The organism is Pseudoalteromonas sp. NJ631 (assembly GCF_000276645.1).
GTDB classification, from domain to species: Bacteria; Pseudomonadota; Gammaproteobacteria; order Enterobacterales; family Alteromonadaceae; genus Pseudoalteromonas; species Pseudoalteromonas piscicida.
Window position 1 is genome coordinate 43,672 of the sequence record NZ_AKXJ01000013.1, and the last position, 16,334, is coordinate 60,005.

At 42.7% G+C, this 16,334-nt stretch carries 21 protein-coding genes; 6 read left to right on the plus strand and 15 right to left on the minus strand.

Features of this window, described 5'->3' with window-relative positions:
* The first annotated feature begins 23 nt into the window (after positions 1-23).
* Both katG and A587_RS0118210 read left to right on the plus strand, forming a co-directional pair.
* Entirely contained in the window at positions 24-2,246 is a 2,223-nt protein-coding gene (katG, locus tag A587_RS0118205) for a catalase/peroxidase HPI (RefSeq protein WP_026001050.1), read from the plus strand.
* 233 nt (positions 2,247-2,479) lie between these two features.
* Entirely contained in the window at positions 2,480-2,893 is a 414-nt protein-coding gene (locus tag A587_RS0118210) for a hypothetical protein (RefSeq protein WP_017218742.1), read from the plus strand.
* Between the two features lie 232 nt (positions 2,894-3,125).
* On the opposite strand, the gene A587_RS0118215 is transcribed toward A587_RS0118210, so the two are convergent.
* Positions 3,126-4,238, minus strand: a complete 1,113-nt coding sequence (locus A587_RS0118215) for a VarG family subclass B1-like metallo-beta-lactamase (RefSeq protein ID WP_017218743.1) — start codon at positions 4,236-4,238, stop codon at positions 3,126-3,128.
* Between the two features lie 111 nt (positions 4,239-4,349).
* On the opposite strand from A587_RS0118215, the gene A587_RS0118220 reads away from it, so the two are divergent.
* Positions 4,350-5,282, plus strand: a complete 933-nt coding sequence (locus A587_RS0118220; RefSeq protein ID WP_017218744.1) for a LysR family transcriptional regulator — start codon at positions 4,350-4,352, stop codon at positions 5,280-5,282.
* Positions 5,283-5,349: 67 nt separating this feature from the next.
* Here A587_RS0118220 and A587_RS0118225 read toward each other — a convergent pair whose 3' ends face one another.
* The 5 genes from A587_RS0118225 to A587_RS0118245 form a co-directional block, all read right to left on the minus strand.
* Positions 5,350-5,808, minus strand: coding sequence for a hypothetical protein (locus A587_RS0118225; protein WP_017218745.1), 459 nt, complete (start codon positions 5,806-5,808; stop codon positions 5,350-5,352).
* Between the two features lie 111 nt (positions 5,809-5,919).
* Positions 5,920-6,768 carry a lipase secretion chaperone gene (locus tag A587_RS0118230; RefSeq protein WP_017218746.1) on the minus strand — a complete coding sequence of 283 codons (849 nt, stop codon included), beginning with the start codon at positions 6,766-6,768 and terminating at the stop codon, positions 5,920-5,922.
* Complete coding sequence (locus A587_RS0118235; RefSeq protein ID WP_017218747.1) at positions 6,765-7,682, minus strand: esterase/lipase family protein; 918 nt, start codon at positions 7,680-7,682, stop codon at positions 6,765-6,767. The genes A587_RS0118230 and A587_RS0118235 overlap by 4 nt, the downstream gene beginning before the upstream one ends.
* A 219-nt stretch (positions 7,683-7,901) precedes the next feature.
* Positions 7,902-8,864: an LNS2 domain-containing protein gene (locus tag A587_RS0118240; RefSeq protein ID WP_017218748.1), complete on the minus strand. Its 963-nt coding sequence runs from the start codon at positions 8,862-8,864 to the stop codon at positions 7,902-7,904.
* A 357-nt stretch (positions 8,865-9,221) separates the two neighbouring features.
* On the minus strand, positions 9,222-10,277 hold the full coding sequence (locus tag A587_RS0118245) for an NAD(P)H-dependent flavin oxidoreductase (protein WP_269744848.1): 1,056 nt from the start codon (positions 10,275-10,277) through the stop codon (positions 9,222-9,224).
* Positions 10,278-10,420: 143 nt separating this feature from the next.
* On the opposite strand from A587_RS0118245, the gene A587_RS0118250 reads away from it, so the two are divergent.
* Together A587_RS0118250 and A587_RS0118255 are read left to right on the plus strand one after the other, a co-directional pair.
* Positions 10,421-10,864, plus strand: coding sequence for a GNAT family N-acetyltransferase (locus A587_RS0118250; RefSeq protein WP_017218750.1), 444 nt, complete (start codon positions 10,421-10,423; stop codon positions 10,862-10,864).
* Positions 10,865-10,951: 87 nt separating this feature from the next.
* A complete protein-coding gene (locus tag A587_RS0118255; RefSeq protein ID WP_017218751.1) occupies positions 10,952-11,467 on the plus strand; it encodes a hypothetical protein in 516 nt (171 codons plus the stop codon).
* A 103-nt stretch (positions 11,468-11,570) separates the two neighbouring features.
* Here the strand turns inward: A587_RS0118255 and A587_RS0118260 are convergent, their stop codons facing one another.
* The 9 genes from A587_RS0118260 to A587_RS0118300 form a co-directional block, all read right to left on the minus strand.
* On the minus strand, positions 11,571-11,777 hold the full coding sequence (locus A587_RS0118260; protein ID WP_010375685.1) for an EF-hand domain-containing protein: 207 nt from the start codon (positions 11,775-11,777) through the stop codon (positions 11,571-11,573).
* 9 nt (positions 11,778-11,786) lie between these two features.
* A complete protein-coding gene (locus A587_RS0118265) occupies positions 11,787-12,008 on the minus strand; it encodes a crotonobetainyl-CoA--carnitine CoA-transferase (RefSeq protein WP_010375684.1) in 222 nt (73 codons plus the stop codon).
* Positions 12,009-12,057: 49 nt separating this feature from the next.
* Positions 12,058-12,279 carry an EF-hand domain-containing protein gene (locus A587_RS0118270; protein WP_017218752.1) on the minus strand — a complete coding sequence of 74 codons (222 nt, stop codon included), beginning with the start codon at positions 12,277-12,279 and terminating at the stop codon, positions 12,058-12,060.
* A gap of 50 nt (positions 12,280-12,329) precedes the next feature.
* Positions 12,330-12,551, minus strand: a complete 222-nt coding sequence (locus tag A587_RS0118275; RefSeq protein ID WP_017218753.1) for a calmodulin — start codon at positions 12,549-12,551, stop codon at positions 12,330-12,332.
* A 68-nt stretch (positions 12,552-12,619) separates the two neighbouring features.
* Positions 12,620-12,841: an EF-hand domain-containing protein gene (locus A587_RS0118280; protein ID WP_017218754.1), complete on the minus strand. Its 222-nt coding sequence runs from the start codon at positions 12,839-12,841 to the stop codon at positions 12,620-12,622.
* An 87-nt stretch (positions 12,842-12,928) separates the two neighbouring features.
* Positions 12,929-13,150 carry a calmodulin gene (locus tag A587_RS0118285; protein ID WP_017218755.1) on the minus strand — a complete coding sequence of 74 codons (222 nt, stop codon included), beginning with the start codon at positions 13,148-13,150 and terminating at the stop codon, positions 12,929-12,931.
* A gap of 60 nt (positions 13,151-13,210) precedes the next feature.
* On the minus strand, positions 13,211-13,432 hold the full coding sequence (locus tag A587_RS0118290) for a calmodulin (RefSeq protein ID WP_017218756.1): 222 nt from the start codon (positions 13,430-13,432) through the stop codon (positions 13,211-13,213).
* 573 nt (positions 13,433-14,005) lie between these two features.
* Positions 14,006-14,377, minus strand: coding sequence for an SH3 domain-containing protein (locus A587_RS0118295; protein WP_017218757.1), 372 nt, complete (start codon positions 14,375-14,377; stop codon positions 14,006-14,008).
* Positions 14,378-14,395: 18 nt separating this feature from the next.
* Positions 14,396-15,322 carry a hypothetical protein gene (locus A587_RS0118300; RefSeq protein WP_017218758.1) on the minus strand — a complete coding sequence of 309 codons (927 nt, stop codon included), beginning with the start codon at positions 15,320-15,322 and terminating at the stop codon, positions 14,396-14,398.
* A 172-nt stretch (positions 15,323-15,494) separates the two neighbouring features.
* Between A587_RS0118300 and A587_RS0118305 the strand changes: the two genes are divergently transcribed.
* Positions 15,495-16,313, plus strand: coding sequence for a hypothetical protein (locus A587_RS0118305; RefSeq protein ID WP_232288090.1), 819 nt, complete (start codon positions 15,495-15,497; stop codon positions 16,311-16,313).
* Positions 16,314-16,334: the final 21 nt, after the last annotated feature.

The following is a 16,334-nucleotide window of genomic DNA, read 5'->3' on the forward strand; positions in this document are numbered from 1 at the left end:
CTTTAATTACGAGGGAACCTCCCATGAATAGAAAATCTAGAACGATGTTGTCTGCCGTCGCGCTCGCAGTAACAACAACGCTATCAGCTCCGAGCTTTGCAGCAATGAGTGAAGCAAAAACCAACCAATTTTGGTGGCCAGAACAACTAAACCTAAGCCCATTAAGACAACACAGCCCAGAATCCAATCCTTACGGCGCAAATTTTGATTATGCTGCTGAATTTAGCAAACTAGATCTTAAGCAAGTCAAAAAAGACATTGAGCAAACACTCACCGATTCACAAGACTGGTGGCCTGCCGACTGGGGACATTATGGTCCGTTTATGATCCGTATGGCATGGCATAGCGCTGGGGTCTATCGTGTACACGATGGCCGTGGTGGCTCGGCAGGTGGCCAACAACGTTTCGATCCGTTAAACAGCTGGCCTGATAATGCAAATTTAGACAAAGCAAGACGATTATTATGGCCGATTAAACAAAAGTACGGTCGTAGCCTATCGTGGGCAGACCTAATGGTCTTAGCGGGCAACGTTGCGCTTGAGTCAATGGGCTTTAAGACCTTTGGTTTCGCCGGTGGCCGTCAAGACGATTGGGAGCCAGATTTAGTTTATTGGGGGCCAGAAGATGCTTTCTTAAAAGACGAGCGTCGTGACAAAAAAGGCAAACTAAAGGGCCCATTGGCAGCAGTTGAAATGGGACTTATTTATGTCAACCCTGAAGGTCCACACGGTAAACCAGATCCATTACTTGCCGCAAAAGATATTCGCATGTCATTTGGTCGCATGGCCATGAACGACGAAGAAGTGGTCGCACTTATCGCGGGTGGTCACACCTTTGGTAAAGCACATGGCGCGAAAAAGCCATCAGATTGTGTGGGTAAAGAACCAGCCGCTGCAGAGATTGAAGCACAAGGTCTAGGCTGGAAAAATAAATGCGGCACGGGTAAAGGTGCAGACACCACAACAAGCGGTTTAGAAGGGGCTTGGACGGTCACACCAACTCAATGGTCAACCAATTATCTCGACAACCTAATGAACTTCAACTGGGTAATGACAAAAAGCCCAGCAGGCGCGACCCAATGGATCCCTGACAACAAAGCTGCGGCAAACCTAGTGCCAGACGCCCACATTGAAGGTAAACGCCACGCACCGATAATGTTCACCACGGATTTGGCATTAAAATTTGACCCTGAATATCGTAAGGTCATTGAACGCTTCCGCAAAGATCCAAAGCAATATGAGTTGGCGTTCGCGAAAGCTTGGTTCAAATTGACCCACCGTGATATGGGTCCAAGAGCCCGTTATGTAGGTTCAGAAGTACCGAGCGAAGTACTGACTTGGCAAGATCCAATTCCAAAAGCGGATTATAAGATGATTGATAACAAGGACATAAACGCCCTGAAAAAATCAATCTTGAACTCAGGTCTAACAAAGCAAGAACTGATCAGAACGGCATGGTCGGCAGCATCTAGCCATCGTGTTACTGATATGCGTGGTGGTGCTAACGGTGGCCGTTTACGCCTTGAGCCTCAGATAAGTTGGGAGATAAACAACCCTGACGAGGTAAACAAAGTGCTAGCTACATTGACGGACATTCAAACCCGCTTTAATAAGCGCGCTGGCAAAAAAGCAGTCTCTATTGCCGACTTGATTGTGTTAGGTGGTTCTGCAGCAGTTGAAAAAGCTGCAAACGACGCAGGCTACAAAGTAAATGTAGCGTTTAAACCAGGCCGTACCGATGCCTCACAAGCACAAACGGACGTCTTATCATTTAGCTACCTTGAGCCAAAAGCAGACGCGTTCCGTAACTATTACAGTGATGAGGCATTTATGTCACCAACTGAAATGTTAGTAGACAAAGCCAATATGCTGGACTTATCTGTACCTGAGATGACAGTACTATTAGGCGGCCTACGTAGCTTAGACGCAAACTACAAAGGCGCAGAGCACGGTGTATTTACTGACAAACCAGGTCAATTGAGCAACGACTTCTTTGTTAACCTGCTAGATATGTCGACTAAATGGTCAAAGGTAGAGGGGCAAGAAGGCTTATACGAAGGTCGTGACCGTAAAACTGGAGAGATAAAATGGACGGCAACACCGGTTGATTTAATCTTTGGTTCTAACTCTGAACTTCGCGCAATTACCGAAGTCTATGCATCGGACGATGCCAAACAGAAGTTTGTAGACGATTTTATCGCCGCTTGGGTGAAGGTAATGCAACTAGACCGCTTTGACTTAAAATAAACCAATTAAGTAGAGCAAACAGGGCCTAATTTAGGCCCTGTTTTTTATTCGTGCTGCACACCTTTCAAGGTCAAAGTCAGCTCTCAAATTATAAAGGTTTGATTTGTACTGCTGCCACGGCTATGCGCTAGGCAAAGTTAGTAAGTGGTTAGTAAACAATTCCTTCTATCAAACTCTAGTTTTCAAGGTCTCTGCCGATAACAGTTCACCTGCAGTAAACCAATTAATTTTGTATGAACACCTCTCCTAAAGTTAGTACTTTATCAACGCAAAACAGTGAATATAAAATTGAAGCAAATAAAGTAGGATACAAATTAACTTCAACTGAGCTAAATAGGCTTTCTGGCCGTGAAGCAACACAAAAAGCTGAACAAGATAAAAGAAGTGAGTTACCAAGTCATATTCAAAAAATGGTTGAGCAGTTAGAAAAGCTCAAAGAGCTTTTAGAACAGGCAAAGAAGCAACTTGAAAAGTTAAAAGCTCAAACAAACCAAGATGACGAAACTCTCAAAGCACAAATAGAATTGCAACATCAAATGGTAGCTCAGTTACAAATGCAAATGATGACTCTAAGTAAAGAGATCGGGGAAGCAATGAAAGAGGCTGATATCAGCGACCTGGGAGTTTTACTGTCAGTGCTAATCTGAACTGGTACAGCAAATATGGATGATAGTTTATCTGACCGACCTTGAAATAGTTGGCTTTATACAATAGTTAAAGAGCCAATTCTCCAATGGCTGGTGGTAAATAGATTTTATGTGCGCTTATTTTATTCAGTTTTTAGTTTGTTACAAACGTGGATGTCAATTCAGCTAGGTTCTTCAATTTAGTTGGTGCAGAAAAAATCGGCGCTTAGCGCGCCGTGTGACCGGAGTGAACTTAATGATCGATCATATCTGCTAAAATTATGGCTGCGTGGGTTTCCACCACACCTGAATCGAAACCATACATATGCCCATATTTGTTCGCTAGTTCGGAATGCACATTGTTGACGATCTCTTCTTGCCAGCGTTTGAACCAAATGAAGTGGTTGCCGTCACTAAAAATTGGGGTGTAGGGTGCAACTTCTAATTGTTTACCGACTTCAGTTCTAACATCAGCAATGTATTCCAGCAGATCTTTTACGTCCTTTTTTGAACCTATATTGCCATGACCGCCGTTAATAAAGTTCCAGTGCTTACTGAGGGGTTTCCTCAGAAGATTTTGTAGATCCACTTCGTAACCATGGAAATCTTCCGCTCCCGCGAAATTGTAAAACGGCAGCTGATCAGGGTTAATCATGTCGGCGAAATGCAGCACGCGATCGCTTGGAATTAGAATCATCGTGTTATCCGGTGTATGACCAGAACCTTCTGGTGCCATCATCTTCAGCCTTATTGAGCCAAATTTGACCGTTCTAGCTCTTTTCAAATCGTACACTTCATTTGGTGCTGGAACTTTAGGGGTTCTTACACCGTTTTCGTCCAATTCTGCGTGGAGGTTGATCTTGTCAGCAAGGGTTTGACTAGCGATAACACGGACATGCCCCACCCTTGGATAATTTTTCTTAATTAAGTCAATTAGTTGATTACCTCCTCCGACATGATCTAGGTGATAATGAGAATACATAATAGCAGTGATCGGCTTATTGGTGATGGATTGAATACCTCGAAAAAGCGCATCAATACGGCCATCACCAAGAGGGTCAATCAGCAACACCGAGTCTTTGGACACCACAACGGTAGCATTGTAGTAATTTACTCCGATCCAGTAGGTATTTTTACCCAATTTTTGCACCGTGAATTTACTGTCATCAAACTGGCGTTCATAAAGGTTATTGATTTTTTGGCCGATTTTCAGCGAGTGCTTTGTTGATAGTTCGACTTCGGTTTGAACCGTTTCACCAGGGAATAAAATCGCGTGCTGGTTATTATGGTCATGGCCTTTCGCACTGACATTAAAAGCAAACACTGCAGCAGCAATAGGGGTTAAAGCTAAGGTGGATAGTTTCATTTTTCTCTCCTCAATAAGATGAAAAAAAGATAAAACAAAAACAAACATATCAAAAATGCATGTTTGTTATAGTATGTAGATCATTTACGCATAATTTTATACGGTGATGGCATGGGTGTACCTGAGTTAAATCTACGTAGTATTGACTTAAATCTGTTAACGATCTTAGAGAAGGTGTTGATCCACAAGCATATTAGTCAAGCCGCTCAAGCATTAAACATGAGCCAGCCAGCAGTGAGCCGAGCCCTGATGCGCTTGCGTAAGCAATTTGCTGATCCATTATTGGTAAAGGTGAAAAATGAGTACCGTTTAACTGCAAAAGGTGAGCGCCTTCGTAGCGAACTCGAGCTATCACTTACTACTATTCGTCATATGTTGGTGGATGACGAGTTTGATCCCCTGCAATACTCAGGCGTATTCACTATAGGGGCGCTGGATTTCGAAATGATGATGATTGTGCCGAAATTGTTAGCGCGTTTTCAACAGCGTGCTCCAAATTTGAAATTACAAATTGTGTCTTACAACTCGTTTATACCGCTTCATGACTACTTGGAAAAGGTGGCGGATTTACTACTGTACTCCACGGATGAGACACCCACCAACGTATTTAAACAGCGCTTATTTAATGATAATTATGCCATAGTAATGTGTTGTCAGCATAAATGGGCTCATCAGCCTATGACGTTAACCCGTTATTGCCAGAGCCGACATCTCATCATTTCTGGTAATGGCTTGTGCAAAACGGATATGGATCATGAGCTGAAAAGGTTGGATGCTCAGCGGGAAGTAGTGGCATCTTTACCACATTTTTCGATGGTGCCGGAGTTATTGATTAACACGGATCTGATTGCCACATTACCAAAACGTCTGGTCACTCATTTAAGTAGACGTTATGACATCACGGTGGCCGATTTACCGTTTCACACTGCCGATTTTCAAGTTGAACAATTTTGGCATCTCATTCATCACAATAGTCCAATCCACCAGTGGGTGAGGCAGGAAATAAAAAGCTTGGTGGATGAAGAAATCGGTGAAGCGGTGTAAGTCCACTCAATTAAATCGCCTTTTCACTCGGTCTCCTAACTGAGCATTAGCTCTTTCGACAGTTCTGTTATTGCACAGCGCTTCGCACAGTTAGACACCCAGAGTTCTTTTTAGGCAGTGCAGCAAAGATAATCCGAGATACGAACTTATCCGTCACCACATCGCTTTGCGCTTTATCGCTACTGTTATAGAGATGCAATTGATTATCTTCGACGAAATAAAACCCCAATTGGTTTAATCGTGCCGCCCATCGGTATCCCGATGCTAAATCACATTTTATATAAGCACTTAACTCTCGATATTGCATTTGCTGATCACCGCCCCACAGCAACTGATAAGGCACATTTGCGCGCTGTAAAGCCCCTTGCCAAAATCGTGATAAGCGCTGATTTTCATCTTTACAAAGTACCTTTCCATGTGGATTCCAAAGGCTCAAGATAGCGCCCCGTGTATCAAAGCGGATTGGCTGTATTGGTTGAAAATATACTTGTAAATAAAGCTGCCACAGGTTTGGTTCAATTTTCATGTTTTACTGCTTGTTTGATTGTATTTACCAGTTATCAAGATGGGCTCATGGCTGAAGGTTTGGCTGCTCCATGTAACCGGCCTATACATCTTATCAATAACTAAAAAATTATCACTTAACCAATACAGCAACTCGCTTTTGCTCGTTTTCCGTGAAGGTTTGTTTGAGTAGTAACTCGACTTTTTCTGTTGCGATTTGGCTATCACCAAGCTCGGCTAGAATATTTTGCTTTTGCAGCATAAAGCTTTGTAGTTTTTGCTGCCAATACTTCTGTTGCTTCTGGACTTCAAGTATACGCGTTGCGGCTTTATCGCCATAGTCAGCACTTAGTTCGTTATAGTGTTTTTGCTGCCAATTTGCGTTTAGGGTGTGTAACTGGGCTGAGGTTTGAAATAACACTTGTTCACGCTTTGGAAGCCCACTGATATGCGTCTCAATTAATTGCTGCTTTTGCGATTCAGATATAGATGCGTCTGACAAAATTTGCCAGCGACTCAAAGCTTGCGTATCCCACGCATTAGCATCTTCAAACCAAACTGCTATCACTTCATCCGTAAAAAATTGCCGCTGCAGTGCGTGTAGCAGCTCAACACGTTCTAGTAGATTAAGATGCGTATCCACATCAATTAAGGCCTGCTTAAATTGCACGTAGAGACCAGCAACTTCGTGAAGGCATTGTGGTAATAATTCCAGATAAGCCTGCCACCGCTCGACTTGGTTATGGTTTTGTAGCTCAAAAAGCCAATCGTCGATTTGGTGCTTATGCTGTTTATTAATGGTCTCACAATGTACGCTTGCAGATGCACTCCTTGTGGGTTGTGGGACCTTATGCGCATCACTTTGCAGCTCAGATAACTCCGCGAACCGGGGAACATGACGCGGCGTCTCTTGCTGTTCACTCTCGATATAAACCAGCGACAGCATAGTCAAAATGATTAGCAACAGGCCCCACTTTTTCATAGCGCCAGACCTTTTAAGCGGCGAATATGCTGGCGATAAACGGTTAATGGGTCTGTTTCGAACAAGTGATGAATACCAATGGTGTGGTTTACCTGATCTAAATGGTTCATTTTGAATTGGTTGTTGATCACCTGACCTAAATTACTAGAACAAGCTGATACTAGGCCGTCGTTGGCTTCATCAAAGACTTGAGAGAACAGTGCAAGTGCGTTGTCAGCGGGGTCAAATACATTGGTCCATGCTTTGCTGCCACTCCATGAAAAATAATGCACGCCATTGCTCGCTAGACTTTGCGTTTCGCCACAATAATGACTTGGCACACCCTCTGGGTATTTTTGGTTAAATGCTAATGTGCCAGCCGTGGTCAAAGCACCTAGTGCTTCGAGTGCGTCTTTTGGTGCGGTTGCTTTACCAGATAACAAATCAATCAACCCCGCAAGGCCGTTAGCAAGCGACGCTAAAAACTGCTCCGAAAATGAGCCACTGTCTACTCCACCGCGAACAACATCAGCAAAACGACTCCCCCAGTTTACGCCACCAATACTAGTCGCTGAGGCCACCCACTCAGGTTTAACTGAGGCGACATAGCGAATTGTTTGCGCGCCTTGGCTGTGGCCAATCAAATTAACTTTATCTTTACCCGTTAATGCTCGAACCAACGCAACTTGCTCTAGTAGTTGCTCACCACGCAATTCTGAATTATGGGCTGATGATACTTCTGCAACATAAACCTGCCCACCTTCATCATGGATCACTTGTGGTACGCGATAAAAATAATCTACTCCGAGCAGATTATCAAAACCAAACAGACCGTGAACTAATACCACGGGATACTCTAATTCCTCACCGCTGTGGGCGGGAGAGGTAACGACCGATAGCAACCCAAGCAGGGCGCTGAGAATTAACCTTTTCATGTACTTGCTCCAATTATTACAATTTAGTAACAAATAAACTTTAGATTACAATGGTCAGAGGTCAAGCCAGAATAGTGTAAAAAATGAAATTTTAATGAATGTTACGTAAACAAAAGTAAATAATGGCAGCGTAAGTTAGTACACAGGATTCCCCAAAAGAAGCCAAAATACGGCTCCTTTTGCGAATTTCTAAAAATTAGGATCAATCGAGGGTAAGGTCTACAAGCAATCAGCGTGAGGATAAGTTGTGAGCTCACCTAAATGAACTTGGTAACTATTGCCGGTAATTGCTGTGGTACCGTAATGCCCAGCATCAGAACCAATAGTAAACGCCTCTGAAGCTGGGATCCCCGCTTTGATAAAGGCTTCAGCATCTGTTTTCGCATTACCATAAGCTCGGACGACATCAATACCTTGCGCTTTTAAGCGATTAATTTCCGCAGTTTTATACTCTGCCGTTTTAAACAGGCTGGTTTCATTGCTAAGTGATGTGCGTAGAAAGCCTTGCGGTAAGCCCATCCAATTTAACCAACCGCGTGTCCCTTTAGCATACCAATACACTCTGGCTGTTAAGAATACGGGCTGATAGCCCAAATCAAGATAGTGGCGAACTAAATCATAAGCGCCATCTTTGGGGTCGGCATGATCTATTCCGGTATAGTCGCCAATTTGCTCGGCATCGGATTCGGTCAATGTGCCATCGATGTCAAACAGGACCGCTTGAGTGTCTGGCTCAACAACCGTGACATAACCTTGTGCACCAGTGCCATCAGCTGGTACGCCTGCGTATATACGATACTGACCCGCCGATAACTCAGGCAAGGTGATAAACGCCTTGCCATCGCCATTGGTGGTTTGCTCACCAAGATATTGCCAATTTGTGTCCGACTCAGCACGGTAGTAAAACTCCACCGACTCGAATTCCAAGTCTTTATGAGTGATGCTACCGTAGTCAAATTTAGCAGTGATCTGAGTTGTAGCACCAGCAGCGGTTACTTGATCGTGCACCATATGGTAACTCGGCAGCCAAGATAAGTATTTGTTAAATGAGCTAGAAAAGCTACGCTTGAGCATATTAGGTGCTGCATAATGGGTTTCTAGTGCGGTAATACTTGGGCAAGTAGGGGTTGCCAGCGAAGAAAATGAAGCGAATAACGCGGCTGTTAAAATAGAATGTCTCATGCACGACTCCGTGTTTATTATTGTCATAACGAATACGTCACCCAAGCAAATAATTGATTTACGTAGGTAACAAAGAGCAAGGCACAACTGGGTTGGCCTTGTCATAAAACGCTAGAGCATAAACTCGAAATGTGTCAAATTTGTTAACTAAAGTTTCTTATTTAACCTGAGGTTTGGATAAGGAATGTTCCAACTCATTGTTGCTAAAGCACAACTTAGTTTTCTCCTTGTCTAGCCAGAGAGTTTTAGGGAAAACAAGGCGAATTTACGCACCAATAGCTGGCTATTGGAAGTGAATTCAACGCAGTTAGCGCTAAAACTGGCTGCTAGAAAGGCATTAATTATCCGCAGCTCAGGTTATTTAACATTCCATAGATGTTCTACCATCTCTTGTGTACTGACTTCCATACAGCCTTGGCGGTTAACCCCTGCCCAAAGTGGGCTAAAATCACCACTTCCTTGCTTTTCAGCAGCGGCGCGTAATGGTGTCAATGCAGCTGATGCATATGGAAAAGTGGGTACATCATCATTAATAAAGCTGAGATCTATCATTAGTCGATTTTCAATCCCACGCGCAGGGCGACCAGAAAATACATTGGTCACGGCGGATGGCTCAGCCAGTGACTTAAGTGCATCACGATGTACCAAAGAGGTGCTAGCTTCATCACATAGTAAGAAGCAAGTGCCGATTTGTGTTCCACATGCCCCCAGTTCATGCATCATAGTGACATCATGATGAGAAGCAATACCACCTGCAGCTACTACAGGAACCGATAGCGCATCAGCGAGGATAGTGACCAATTGACGAGTATGTAGCTGAGACTCAAGCTTTGTCTCGGTGAAGGTTGCTCTATGTCCACCCGCTTCAATCCCTTGTGCTATCACGATGTCTGCACCATTTTCAGCTAACCATATCCCCTCTTCCAAGGTTGTTGCTGAAGATAAAATAGTCGTCCCCCACGATTTTACCAACTCAACCAATTCGGCATCTGGAAGACCAAAATGAAAACTGATCACGGGAGGTTTATAAGGCGCGATGGCCTCAGCCATTTCCCTATCAAATGGGCGTCTTAAGATCCCCATGTCATCGCTAGGTGTTAACTCCAGCTCATCGTAATATGAAGCCAGCTTTTTCTTCCACTTGTCTTGTTGATAAGGGTCAAGTTCCGGCATTTCATGGCAAAAAAAGTTAAGATTATATGGGCCTGAAGCATGTGCTTTAAAATGCTCAATTTCAGCAACGACCTGCTCTTTACTCAGCATCCCACAAGGAATTGAACCGAGTATTCCGGCATTTGTTGCTGCAGCCGCTAAGCGCCAATTTTGCACACCCGCCATTGGCGCTTGGATCATAGGAATAGAGATATTAAGTAATGTGGTAAGCTGCATCACAAGGTCCTTGTTTTTGGGCAAAACGACATAAAGCCGAAGGTGCTTTCCAGTGTGAGGAAGAAGCGCTTAACGGTCAATGATTGTGCGGCTAATAAAGCAAACTTTCTCTTGCCAAAACAACCATGTTTGAAATAGTGTTTCTATAACAATACAAGGACGCCGTGATGAATATCTCTCTAAGAGCCATTGATAAACACAACTACGAAACCATTTGCGATTTAGATGTCAGCCCTGAGCAGCAAGATTTGGTAGCCTGCAACATGTTTTCCATCGTGGAATCAAAATTTAATGATGGCTATACCACGCGCGCAATTTATCAAGATGATGAAGCTGTTGGGATGCTAATGTGGGTACAAGAGAGTATAGAGCGCATCTCCATTTGGCGCTTTATGGTTGATCAGCAATTTCAGCAACAAGGGATTGGGCGTAAAGCGCTCACCCTCGCACTCGAAGAAATCAAGCAGACACCAAACCTTACCACCATAGAAATCTGTTATGTACCGAGCAACCCCGTTGCAAAAGCGTTTTACGCAAGTTTTGGCTTTGAAGAAATTGGAATCAATGAAGACGATGGTGAGATGCTAGCGGTGATCAAGCTACCTCTATAATAAGTTGTAATTTATGGTAATTTGCGCAAATGAAACATTAGGTTAAACTCACTTAAAAATGTAAGTTGGCCAATTAAAGGAATTACCATGCACGAGCATACTAAACGCATTTGTGATTTTCTCACCGAAATCCAGCTACCTTTTCGATTTCATGAAGTCGAGGAAAATACGTTTTTACCGGGTCTAAAAACGGTAATGGGCACGCTCTATATTGATAATGAGAAATTGCGATATCCAGGTGATATATTGCACGAAGCTGGCCATATCGCCGTATGCGAGCCAATATTCCGCGGCCAACTTCATGAAGATGTGTATAAAAATGGCCTAAAAAATGGCCGAGAGAAACAAGCCATGCAAGGTGAAGAAATGGCCGCCATTGCTTGGTCGGTTGCTGCCATTCAATATATAGGCTTACCTCTCGAAGTCGTATTACACCAGCAGGGATATAAGGGTTCTAGCTCCAGCTTAATAGCGGCATTTTCACAAGGAAATGGGCTCGGATATCCACTACTCACTACCTGGGACATGACTTGTCCAGAACAAGGTTTTCCTAAAATGCAAAAATGGATCAGGGATCATCGCTGGATTAATGAGTTAAGTTAATCCACTCCCTATCTACACCTTAAGCTGTCTAGTAGCTCGAAATAAAAAAGCCCGACTACAAAGTCGAGCTTGGGGAGGCGTGGCGCTTTGGATTGCCACTTGCTTACTGATTAAATTCTTTCTCAGACAGTTTGCCATCTCCGTCGCTGTCTAGCTTATCAAAGATTGAAGCAAGAGATTCTGACAGTGACGCTTCACTTTTAGAGATAAAACCGTCTTTGTCTAAATCAAAATCGTTAAATTCTGCTGCCATTGCTGAGCCGGCAAAAAGTACTGTGGCGGCTGTAATTGCTGTTGCTAACTTTTTCATTGTGACCTCCTAGCCTTTAAAGTTAGAGAATTCAGAAGCGCTTAGCTGACCATTTTTGTCTGCATCTAGCTTCTCGAACTGACCAAGTAGTGTTGATGATACTGATGCTTCTTGCTGGCTGATCTGCCCGTCTTTATCCTTGTCTACATCTTGAAATGACAAGGTTGCTGCCAGTGCCATCGTACTCACCAATACACCTATGGTCGTTGCACATACCGTTCTAAGTTTCATAGCCATTCTCCTCACTATGCCCGTCTCTCATTGCGGCTCTAGTCGCAAATTAACCTTTAAAGTTAGAGAACTCAGTTTCGTTTAGTTCTCCGTCAGCGTTTACATCTAAGTCTTTAAACTGCTCAATAAGCGCTGTATTTACTTTTGCTTCGCTCATGCTAATAGCACCGTTGCCATCTGTGTCATAGCTTGCGAAATCTTCACCAGCAATAGTATTTGCTGAAGCCAATGTTTGACCTGTGATTGATAGTGCGATAAGTACATTTTTCATCATTTTGCTCCTAAAATTTCCTAAATATGATTTGCTTTTGGACGGCTTGATTAGCCTTGGTAATTTGCGAATTCAGACTCGCTCAACTCACCGTCGGCATTGCTGTCTAGTTGCGTAAATTGCTCTGCAAGCGACTGATTTACTTTTGCCTCAGTCATGCTGATGGTGCCGTTACCGTCAGTATCATATTTAGTGAAATCTTCACCAGCTAATGCAGAAGCTGAAGCGAATGTTAAACCTGCAATTGAAAGTGCTGCTAATACGTTTTTCATGATAGTCCAATCCTTCTGTCGTTTTCGTAATGGTGTTAAAGGCAGTGGGCGCTATGCCCACCTAGCGATTAACCTTCGTAGTTCGCGTACTCAGATTTGCTTAGCTCGCCATCGGCGTTCGCGTCTAAGTCTGCAAACTGCTCAGTTAACGAAGTGCTTACGCTTGCTTCAGTAACGCTGATTGAACCGTTGCCATCAGTATCTAGTTTTTCGAAATCGCCACCAGCAAATGCTGATGCTGAAACCATTGATAAACCTGCGATAGATAGTGCTGCTAGTACGTTTTTCATAATCAAATCCTTCAATTGTGTCATTTTGTTCTGATGAGCTAGGCATGCGGCCCAGCTCTTTAACTCATTATTAAATCCAGTGCCAAATTAGCCTTCGTAATTTGCGTATTCAGACTTGCTTAGTTCGCCATCGGCATTAGCGTCTAAATCCTCGAACTGCTCGCTCAATGACGCGCTTACACTCGCTTCAGTTACACTGATTGAACCATTGCCATCAGTATCCAATTTTGCGAAGTCATCACCAGCGAGTGCTGACGCTGAAACCATTGATAAACCTGCGATTGATAGTGCTGCTAATACGTTTTTCATAATCTTTTCCTTAAATTGGGGATATATTTAAAACTTTGCTATTATGCCGTCGGCTTGTGATTAGCCTTCAAAGTTATCAAACTCAGACTGGCTTAATTGGCCGTCTTGGTCGGCGTCAAGATCTTTAAACTGCGCCATTAAATTTGGATTCGCTTTTGATTCACCTAGTGAGATGTAACCATCTCCATCAACATCGTATTTATCAAACTCAGAGTCTGCGTGAGCACCTACTGATGCGAAAGAAAGTACAGCTGCTGATAGTGCGATTGCTAAAGTTTTCATAATCAGTTCCTCTCATATTTCTAAACTTGTCGTTTCTGCTTCTCTACGTTGAATTGTGTTGAAGCGAATGTTTTTTGCTTTCGAGATAACTATTCCAACTTTGATGCCAAAGTTTAAAAGTAATTAAGAATCAACGAGTTAAAATCAACAATGGATTTTCATTAAGGATGGATTCAGTGAGATTGTTGCCATTTAGCAACAGGTGACTTCGAGATAAAATAAAAATATATTTATTTTCAATAAGTTAAGGTGTCGCATAAAAGCAACACCATAAAAAATTAGGATTTGAGTGCAGCCCAAAGCGGTTAAGTTTCATGCGACAATCATTCACATTCGGTATTGAGCAGAGCCGCCAGAAAAAATTTTTATAAAAATATCGAAAATTTTTTCTTATATTTTCTAAGAAACCAGAAAACAAATAAAAACAATTAAAAATCAATAAATTAAAGCTCACATCCATCTTGAAGTAATTGCTATAAAAGTGACAGAGTGAGCGGAAAACTGACAAAAAACACAAGTATTTTAAAAAAGTAGTAGAGAAAAGAGAGGAGTGTTGCTAAAAAGCAACACACGCTAGATTTGTGTTAGATTACGAAGCGGTACCCAACCTTGCAGCTCTAACTTTTTACTTGAGCACCACACCCAACCATTGAGTTGGTTATGCCCCAATAAGTGTTCACCTTGAACTACCGATAGTTCCTGAGCGGTATAGTCCATTAATGCAACACCTTGTTTGGGATTGACTAAGCGAAACACTTGAGCAGGTACCCAACCAGACACTTGCTCCTCAGTTTCACAGAAAAACCAATTGTCCCACCCCTCTTCGCCTTCATATTCTTCACCAACGTTCAATCTGGCGCCTTGTTTAAACGTGATGGGGGTCGGAAACTCATTGATATGTTCCTTGATTACTCGATATTCGATATCTAACTGCTTATTTTCCAAGTTTTAACTCCATGTACATCAACCATTAGACTGGCGTTTTAGCTCTTCCAGCATACGCTCATCGCCCATCAAGTTTTTGAGGATGGCTTTAACCTTAGGGTCCGATGCATTTTCATAGAGAGACAGCAAATCTTGTGCGATCCTTTGTTGCTGCTTTGGATCGGCACCTGACTGGAAGTACTGTGACATCAATCCTTCTGCTGCGAGACTTTTCACGTAATCATTAGGCTCTTGCTCTAACATTTTCACAAACGACTGTGACAAACGCTCATCAACGATAGGTGTACGCGACACAAGCTCAAGCGCCTGTAGCCTCAACTTTTCATCACTCATGTTATGCGTCATATTGAGGATAGATTCTACAGCTTGATAATCATATTGCTCTAATTCATTGCGATTTAGCATAAACATGTTCATTTGCAGCTGACTCATTGCAGCTAAACGTTCTGCCGCCGGCAAACTGTTATTTAGAATTTTCTGTTTTAAATCGTTGCTGATTTGACTTGCGTACTCAGGATCAGTTTTAATCCGCATTTCGTAGTCTTCGGGTAAGTCTTCATAAAAGCCATAAATGGGGTTTTCTGCTTTCATCTCGTCAATTTTCTGCTGCTCACGCTTTTCTATCAAGGAGAAGATTAAAGACTCAAACTCATCCGGCGCTTGCTCAGAAAGTAAATCAGACTTTTCCATCGACAATGCCTGTAACCTCGTTTCAAGTTTATTGATCCGAGCCATTAACTTAGCAACTTGTTCAGACTCGTCAGTTGAAATCTGAGTGCTCTGCGTATACTGAGTTGCATTATAGTGAGGCTGTTGAGTAGGACTCTGATACACGTGCATTGCCACAGGAGAGGTTGCTAATTTGGTTTGAATGACATTAAACCCAGAAAAAGCCAATGCAAGAACTGAGCATGAAAGCGCTATATTGAGTTTAAGATTAGACATGAACGAGTTACCCTTATAAAAAGTAGCAATGTAATAGATCTGCAAGACAAATACTGTAAATGATTGTACTGTAAATTGATACAGCAAGAGGCAATTACGCAGATAATTATTACACTTTGCATAAGGTGAAAAAACGAGCCTCTAAACAGCTTGCCATAATTGCCAACAAGGAATGACTGTGAATAATATACTGCAAACCGTCCACTATAAACCTATCACATTGCTTTTGCTTGGCATTGCGACCGTGACGTCTTTGCTTGGCAGCAGCCTACTTTGGCAAAGTCACCAAGCCTTATTTCAATGGGTTTTACCATCAGTCTCACTACTTCTTGTGTTGCGATTAGGGTGGCATGTTCGTAAAACCAGCTTGGCTACTAGTCCCAGTACTTTACACAAAGACATAAAACTCTGTTGGATAGCACTGCTCTTATGTACTGGCGGAGATATCGTCAACTTCAATCTCTTTGAGCTTTATCATCGTCAAGATCAAACCATAAAGCATGACTACTTGATCGACTCTATTTGGTTTTTTGCCTTTGGTTATGGGCTTTTACTCGGACTGCTTATTCGGTTTTTAAGGCGAGAATTTGCATTAACATTAGCAACCGCGACCGTATTGGTTGTGGTGTCTATTGCGTTATCGTCGCTTAGCTATCAAATGATGTACCTACCCACGATAAGCCAATACTCCCTGCTGTTGAGCGCAAGTTATAGCTTATTAGTGACCTTGCTCGGTGTTTTTGGTTTTTGGCTTATGATTCAAAACCTTAAACTCAACGAAAAAACCAACTACGCAGTTGCCAGCGGCTTTATTCTAGCAATGCTAGCGGATGCTATTATCGGTCAATTTTGGCTGTTCGCAAACCAAGGGGATGGCTACTTTCCTATTGCAAGGCACGTTAATTGGGTCATCTATATTGGCTCGCAAACGCTACTATTATTGTTTCCTATTGCCATGATAAAAACTAATGTTGCTACACCCAAGGCATAGACAATAAAAAGGCCGAACGAT

Coding starts and splice junctions, on each gene's coding strand:
- katG (WP_026001050.1), top strand. CDS start 24: ATGAATAGAAAATCTAGAACGATGTTGTCTGCCGTCGCGCTCGCAGTA.
- A587_RS0118210 (WP_017218742.1), top strand. CDS start 2,480: ATGAACACCTCTCCTAAAGTTAGTACTTTATCAACGCAAAACAGTGAA.
- A587_RS0118215 (WP_017218743.1), bottom strand. CDS start 4,238: ATGAAACTATCCACCTTAGCTTTAACCCCTATTGCTGCTGCAGTGTTT.
- A587_RS0118220 (WP_017218744.1), top strand. CDS start 4,350: ATGGGTGTACCTGAGTTAAATCTACGTAGTATTGACTTAAATCTGTTA.
- A587_RS0118225 (WP_017218745.1), bottom strand. CDS start 5,808: ATGAAAATTGAACCAAACCTGTGGCAGCTTTATTTACAAGTATATTTT.
- A587_RS0118230 (WP_017218746.1), bottom strand. CDS start 6,768: ATGAAAAAGTGGGGCCTGTTGCTAATCATTTTGACTATGCTGTCGCTG.
- A587_RS0118235 (WP_017218747.1), bottom strand. CDS start 7,682: ATGAAAAGGTTAATTCTCAGCGCCCTGCTTGGGTTGCTATCGGTCGTT.
- A587_RS0118240 (WP_017218748.1), bottom strand. CDS start 8,864: ATGAGACATTCTATTTTAACAGCCGCGTTATTCGCTTCATTTTCTTCG.
- A587_RS0118250 (WP_017218750.1), top strand. CDS start 10,421: ATGAATATCTCTCTAAGAGCCATTGATAAACACAACTACGAAACCATT.
- A587_RS0118255 (WP_017218751.1), top strand. CDS start 10,952: ATGCACGAGCATACTAAACGCATTTGTGATTTTCTCACCGAAATCCAG.
- A587_RS0118260 (WP_010375685.1), bottom strand. CDS start 11,777: ATGAAAAAGTTAGCAACAGCAATTACAGCCGCCACAGTACTTTTTGCC.
- A587_RS0118265 (WP_010375684.1), bottom strand. CDS start 12,008: ATGAAACTTAGAACGGTATGTGCAACGACCATAGGTGTATTGGTGAGT.
- A587_RS0118270 (WP_017218752.1), bottom strand. CDS start 12,279: ATGAAAAATGTACTTATCGCACTATCAATCACAGGTCAAACATTGGCT.
- A587_RS0118275 (WP_017218753.1), bottom strand. CDS start 12,551: ATGAAAAACGTATTAGCAGCACTTTCAATTGCAGGTTTAACATTCGCT.
- A587_RS0118280 (WP_017218754.1), bottom strand. CDS start 12,841: ATGAAAAACGTACTAGCAGCACTATCTATCGCAGGTTTATCAATGGTT.
- A587_RS0118285 (WP_017218755.1), bottom strand. CDS start 13,150: ATGAAAAACGTATTAGCAGCACTATCAATCGCAGGTTTATCAATGGTT.
- A587_RS0118290 (WP_017218756.1), bottom strand. CDS start 13,432: ATGAAAACTTTAGCAATCGCACTATCAGCAGCTGTACTTTCTTTCGCA.
- A587_RS0118300 (WP_017218758.1), bottom strand. CDS start 15,322: ATGTCTAATCTTAAACTCAATATAGCGCTTTCATGCTCAGTTCTTGCA.
- A587_RS0118305 (WP_232288090.1), top strand. CDS start 15,495: ATGACTGTGAATAATATACTGCAAACCGTCCACTATAAACCTATCACA.